This is a genomic window from Geminisphaera colitermitum TAV2, from assembly GCF_000171235.2.
Classification (GTDB): Bacteria; Verrucomicrobiota; Verrucomicrobiia; order Opitutales; family Opitutaceae; genus Geminisphaera; species Geminisphaera colitermitum.
Map to the genome: position 1 here is coordinate 1 of NZ_ABEA03000208.1, position 5,029 is coordinate 5,029.

The following is a 5,029-nucleotide window of genomic DNA, read 5'->3' on the forward strand; positions in this document are numbered from 1 at the left end:
GTTACGCTGGCACAGCACCAGTCTGCCCTTGTTTGACCAGCAGGGGCATGCGCTGGACGTTCCCGCATGGCTGGCCCAGTTGCGTTCCCGTCAGTGCTCCGGACTGCCCGTCTTCCTCAAGGACGGCACCGCCTTGCGCCTGTGCGCCCTTCGCGTCAGCCCACAGGCCGCCCAACGCGAACGAGCCAAAATCAGGCTCAGCGCCAAAAAAAACGGCCGCAAACCCTCCTGCCAGTGCCTGTGCATGGCTGATTACATTGTCGTTGTCACTTCCCTGCCCTCCTCTTGCCTGGACTCCCGCGGCATCCTCCAACTCTACCGCCTGCGCTGGCAGATCGAACTGGCTTTCAAACGCCTCAAATCACTCCTGAACACTGGCCACGTCCCAAAAAAAGACCCCCTCAGCTCCCGCTCATGGCTCCAAGCCAAATTACTCACCTGCTTGCTCATCGAAAAATCCCTCCTCCAATCAGAGGTTTTTTCCCCCTGGGGATTCATCCTCCCTGACTAACTCCAGATGGACTGAGTTTGTCTTCGCTCGCGATTGTCTCCTCTCTTGTCTGGCCATCCCTCTCTCCCTAAGCCTCTTCCTTCTCTGCGGCCATCGCCTACGCGGTTCCCTCGGCTACCCTCCTCGCAAGCGCATCCCCCACCGTATCCTCATCAAATCTTAACATGTTAGCGCTTATAGGTCGGGAGACCCGCCCTCCGTTACCAATCAGCGGCGGCGCAGCGCGGCGTAAACCAACATCGCCAGCCCGGCCAGCGCCGCATACGTCCCCGGCTCGGGCACTTGGCCGAGCAACACGACGCGAAAACCGAGGCCGTAGTAATAGCCAGCGGGATCGACGCCGCTGCCGATGGACGAAGTGGCGAGTTCGTCCTCGAAGCCGTCGAACGCACCGCCACGCATCACACGGTCAGTTCCGTACCCACGTTCAACTCCTTCGTATATAAGCGTATCATTCCATTCCACCACGTTGCCCCCCTGATCGAATGTCCCGTACGCGCTCGGCACAAAACTGCCTACCTCCATCAGTACCGGCTCATCCCAACCATTATAAAAATTAGCCTGACAGTCACTAATACTATCGCTCTGCGTCGGATATGCCCAATAGCCTCCGGCTCCTCCTTTATTCGGATCATAATACGCTGCCTTATACCACTCGTCCTCGCTCGCGATTGCCCAGCCGGTGCTTGTCGCGTGGTCCGGATTACTCGTGATCGTCAAACCGTTCGCACTGAATACGTAAAGTCCGTTCTCCGTGTCTCCGGTCGTCAGCCAGTTCACAAACCGCGCCGCATCGTAAAACGATACGTAAACCACCGGCTTCAGGTCGAACCCCGCCTTCACCTCGTAACGGCCCAAACTGCTGTTCCACGTGATGCCGCCATAGATGCTGCTACTCATATCGCTGATGTAGAGATTATACGTGTTTGCCCCAGTGCTATCCACAGCATTCAAAAACGCCGCATACTGGCTATTTGTCACCTCATACTTCCCGATCTGATACTCGTAGCTCACCGAACCGAAGCCAGGCATATCGTCGTAGGGGGCCGGGTTCGCCGGGTTGCCGATGTCGCCGACCGTCACGGTCGGCATGGTGATGAGCTGCGATCCTGGAGTTGCGGCGAAGGCCGTTGTCGCGGCCCCCAGCGTTATCATTGCAGCCGCCAGCAGGGCGGTGGTGCGTGTCTTTGTCGTGTGTGTATCCATGGTTATTTCACCGTTTCACTGTTTCACTGTTTCAACGGGGGCGGGGCGCAGGGGGGAGATGGCTTTCCCGGAAGCTTTCCGAACTTTCCCGGAAAGAAATCGGGAATGTCCGCTTCGCCTCCGGGAACCCCCGTTGCGTGCGCGGGCATCCCCGCCGGGCGGGCGGGCGTCCCCGGTCGCCGCGCCGGGGGGCCGGACCGGCTTTCCGATTAGTTAAATTTATCCCACCCCCCCCGGGGGGGGGTGAGTGTATTTTTTTAATTACCAATGACTTACGTAATATTTCTCTTGCATCTTCCGAGGCAAACCGCGGCGCGACGCTTGCGGAAGTCGTTGCGGAAGTGGTGTTGCGGTTGGGCATGTTGCGGAGAGCGAGCAGCGCGATACGGAAGTGAAGGGCAGACCGTAACACATCAAAGGAGGTAGGTGAAGTCGGGCAAAGACCTGACTCGGGGAATCAATCGCTAGTAATCAATGAGTTAAAATAGAAAATATTTTGAAAATAGTTTTTGCCTCACGCGTAGGGGCTTCGCTTGCGACGCCCGCGACTGCGTTTCGGCCTGCGACTGCTCTTCTGGTATTCGGTAAATTTGTCCGGCGTGCGCGGGCGTCGCAAGCGACGCCCCTACCCCCCCCCTCACTCGTAATCATACAACTGCGGATCGCGGCGTGGTGCGCCCCGCCGCACCTTGTATCGCATTTTCCGTGACGCCTCGGCGTTGCCTTCTTGTTTTTCCCCGGCATCCGCCCTCCCCCCCATTCCGTCCTCCATATCATCCCCCCCCCCCCCTCCGAGATCGCCAAACTGCTCCTCCAGCGCCTCCGGGTCCTGACCCTCTTCCAGCTTGCGCACCACCTCCTCCATTTCGCCATCGATCTTCTCACCGCTCAACTCCGCCATCCGGCGCATCATGCGACCCATGGCTCGCGGATCATTCTCATCCACGTTGGAGAACTCGCGCTCCATCTCCTGCATGGCGGATTCCATCCGCGCATCATCGCCACCCACTCCGCTCGCATCGCCGCCCGCCTTGCCTGCGCCCTCCGCCTGATCGCCCTCCCCGGCACCCGATGTGACCGCAAACCGCGACACGAGCTTTTCCATGCGAAACCTAGGATTATCCGGACACTTCGGCGTGGTGGTGCCCTGCGCGAGCGTCTTGGCGAAAAACTGATAAACCGTGTGATTGTCGGGACAGTAATACTCGTAAATCGGCATAACGTAAAACGGGTGAACAACGCGCAATGTTGGCGTCGTGCCCGCCATGTCAAAACCTGCCTGACATCACCAGCAACCCCGCCCGCCGTGCCACGCCGTCCCGCTCACACCGGCCGGCCGCCCAGCCGGAGCAATCCACCGACCTGCCGCTCGATCTGTTTTTTCACCGCGCCATCCAGCTTTGCCAGCCAGCGGTCCGGGATCGCATCCACTCCCCACAACGCTCCCGCAAGCTGTCCGGCCAGCGCCCCGATTGTATCCGAATCTCCACCACGGTTGACCGCATCCACCACGCACTCCTCAAAACCTCCCGTGCGGAAAAACGCATCCAGCACCGTCTGCACCGTATCGACCACGTAACCGCTCGTTCTCCCCGGCCACGGCTCGAAATCAAACACCGGATGCCGCTTCACCAGATCGTCCGCCAGCCGCCGGCACGCCTCCTGCCCCCCGCCCCCCAGCAACACCCGCGTCATCCGCCCTAATTCCACCGTCGCCGTATCCGATAATACATGACCATGTGTGATCCGCGCCTGCTCGATGCTCCGTCGCGCAAACACCTCGTCGCCCCCCCCGGCCAACGGCGTCCCCAATGCCACCGGCAGATTGCGCATCAACGCCCCGTTGCCGCCGTCCTCCTCCGCCGGGGCGCCGCACAACGTTCCCGTTTGCAAATACCTTCGGATGCCGCGCCGGCACGTGTTGCCCACGTCCACCGGACGACTCTGCAACCACCGCACAAACGCATCCGCCACCGCCCGCGCATTCCACCCGCCGCTCTCCAGCATGGCATCGCCCACCGCCAGGCACATCTGCGTGTCGTCCGTCACCTGACCCGGCTTCAACCGCAGCCAGCCCCCCCCTTTGATCGTAGCGAGCACGCCATGCACCGCCTTGATTTCCCCGGCCGTCATAAACTCGACCGTCGCCCCCAACGCATCGCCGGCGGCGAAGCCCAGATAAGCGCCCAAGGCGCGTTCATAGAGAGAAGGGACATTCATTGTGTGCCCCCGCCCCGATGCTTTTCCCGTGCCAACGAAACTCCCCATTTCGCCGCCTCTGAAGACAGCTGCCCGCGCCACGTCAGCGGGTAACATCAGCGTAAGATCAGGAAATAAGTGAAAAACTCTTTGAAAACTCCGCCTCCCTCGGCCACATGCGCGGCATGTCGGAAACCATTGGACAAATCGGACAACGTTGCATGAGTGAGCGCGAGCCAGAGCTTGGCCTTGGACTCGTCACGAGCGTGGACCGCGCGCAAGGCCGCATTGGAGTCGGTTACCCCGCCACCGGCGAAAGCCGCCTCTACGCCCTCGGCACCACCGTGCTCAAACGCGTGCGATTCAACCCCGGCGACACCCTCACCACCCGCGACGGCGCCACCCTCAACGTCGAATCCGTCGAAGAAGACCCGCAAGCCCCCGGCCTCCTCGTTTACCTCGCCGCCTCCCGCCCCCCCCATCCCCCCCGCCGCGTCCGCGAAGACGAACTCTCCGACATCACCAGCATCAGTTCCCCGCCCGAACGCCTCCTCGCCGGCCAAGTCGAGCCCGGAGAAGTTTTTGACCTGCGCCTGCGCACACTCCAAGCACAGGCCCGCTTCCGCCAATCCGACGTGCGCGGCTACCTCGGCGGACGCCTCGAACTCATCCCGCACCAAATCTACATCCTCAACGAAGTCTCCTCGCGCCAGATCCCCCGCGTACTCCTCTCCGATGAAGTCGGTCTCGGCAAAACCATCGAAGCCTGCCTCATCCTGCAACGCCTGCTCGCCATCGGCAAAGCCAGCCGCGTCCTCATCCTCGTCCCCGAATCCCTCACCCACCAGTGGTTCGTCGAACTCCTGCGCCGCTTCAACCTCTGGTTCAGCATTTACGACGAAGAACGCTGCCTCGCCTGCGAACAAAGCGCAGCCTCCGACAACCCTCCTCCCCCCCCCCCGCCGCCGACGCGAACACCGATGGACAACAAGACCGCCAGCCAAACCCCTTCCTCGCCGCCCAACTCGTGCTGTGCAGTATTGGATTTCTCACTACCGACGCCCGCCGCCGCGCCCAGGCCATCGCCGCCGGCTGGGACATAGTGGTCGTTGA

Annotated in this window: 5 protein-coding genes; 2 read left to right on the forward strand and 3 right to left on the reverse strand. The window is 61.3% G+C overall.

What is annotated here, in order from left to right:
- Positions 1-511, forward strand: a 511-nt coding sequence (locus OBACDRAFT_RS23975) for a transposase (RefSeq protein ID WP_043589640.1), incomplete at its 5' end; no start/stop codon positions are given.
- Between the two features lie 207 nt (positions 512-718).
- Here OBACDRAFT_RS23975 and OBACDRAFT_RS23980 read toward each other — a convergent pair.
- The 3 genes from OBACDRAFT_RS23980 to draG form a co-directional block, all read right to left on the reverse strand.
- A complete protein-coding gene (locus OBACDRAFT_RS23980; protein WP_043589642.1) occupies positions 719-1,717 on the reverse strand; it encodes a formylglycine-generating enzyme family protein in 999 nt (332 codons plus the stop codon).
- Between the two features lie 637 nt (positions 1,718-2,354).
- Entirely contained in the window at positions 2,355-2,936 is a 582-nt protein-coding gene (locus OBACDRAFT_RS23985; protein ID WP_043589644.1) for an FmdB family zinc ribbon protein, read from the reverse strand.
- 104 nt (positions 2,937-3,040) lie between these two features.
- The gene (gene draG / locus OBACDRAFT_RS23990) at positions 3,041-3,937 is read right to left on the reverse strand and encodes an ADP-ribosyl-[dinitrogen reductase] hydrolase (protein WP_043589647.1); all 897 of its coding nucleotides are present in this window, start codon (positions 3,935-3,937) and stop codon (positions 3,041-3,043) included.
- A gap of 164 nt (positions 3,938-4,101) precedes the next feature.
- Here draG and OBACDRAFT_RS23995 point away from each other — a divergent pair, with 164 nt between their 5' ends.
- Positions 4,102-5,019: an SNF2-related protein gene (locus tag OBACDRAFT_RS23995; RefSeq protein WP_232767744.1), complete on the forward strand. Its 918-nt coding sequence runs from the start codon at positions 4,102-4,104 to the stop codon at positions 5,017-5,019.
- The last annotated feature ends 10 nt before the right edge of the window (positions 5,020-5,029 follow it).

Coding starts and splice junctions, on each gene's coding strand:
- OBACDRAFT_RS23985 (WP_043589644.1), bottom strand. CDS start 2,936: ATGCCGATTTACGAGTATTACTGTCCCGACAATCACACGGTTTATCAG.
- draG (WP_043589647.1), bottom strand. CDS start 3,937: ATGAATGTCCCTTCTCTCTATGAACGCGCCTTGGGCGCTTATCTGGGC.
- OBACDRAFT_RS23995 (WP_232767744.1), top strand. CDS start 4,102: ATGTCGGAAACCATTGGACAAATCGGACAACGTTGCATGAGTGAGCGC.
- OBACDRAFT_RS23980 (WP_043589642.1), bottom strand. CDS start 1,717: ATGGATACACACACGACAAAGACACGCACCACCGCCCTGCTGGCGGCT.